This is a genomic window from Oleiphilus sp. HI0066, assembly GCF_001635725.1.
Genome location: NZ_LWFH01000867.1, coordinates 1 through 649, shown reverse-complemented (window position 1 = coordinate 649; position 649 = coordinate 1). Strand labels below are relative to the sequence as shown.

The window sequence follows — 649 nt, the reverse complement described above, 5'->3', positions numbered from 1 at the left end:
GACTGCGAATGGCATTAGCTGTGATCGTAGGGCTACTTCTATTGGCGATTTTACGTGTACGCATTGTATGGACAACACATTCTATCGCGACATATTCATATGCTCAGTTAGGTATCGCAGGAGCAATGCTTTGTGTGTATAGCGCTGCTCAGTATATTCCGTCCGGTTTGATATCGGTATTGTTTGCCTTATCGCCAATGATATCGGCTATTTTTGCCTTTTTTATGCTTGGTGAAGACAACTTTCAGAAGCACAAAATCATCGCATTTATAATGGCCTTGTTTGGTCTAATTCTTGTTTCTGTTGATACGATTTCGTTATCACAAAACGGATTGTTGGGGATTGCCTTATTGCTTAGCGGAGTGGTTCTCTACAGCTATAGCGGAGTGAAGGTCCAAAAGATTGGATTTAAAGGCCATCCCTTATCCACGACAGTTGCAAGTTTATTGGTGTCTTTGCCTCTGTTCTTTATCGCTTGGCTACTTCTGGATGGTGATTTACCGATGTTTGATATTAATAGTCGTTCGGTTCACGCGATCATTTACTTGGCTATTTTTGGTTCATTGCTTGGCTTTTGCGCTTACNTTTACTTGTTGAAAGAGGCTGGTGCGTCTTCTGTGGCAATGATGACATTACTTACACCTGCGCT

The 649-nt window shown here is 42.0% G+C and carries 1 protein-coding gene; it reads left to right on the top strand.

Going from position 1 to position 649, the window contains the following annotated elements; all coding sequences use genetic code 11:
- Positions 1–649 (top strand): DMT family transporter (locus A3738_RS09990; protein ID WP_156504174.1); only part of this gene is annotated, 649 nt, incomplete at both ends.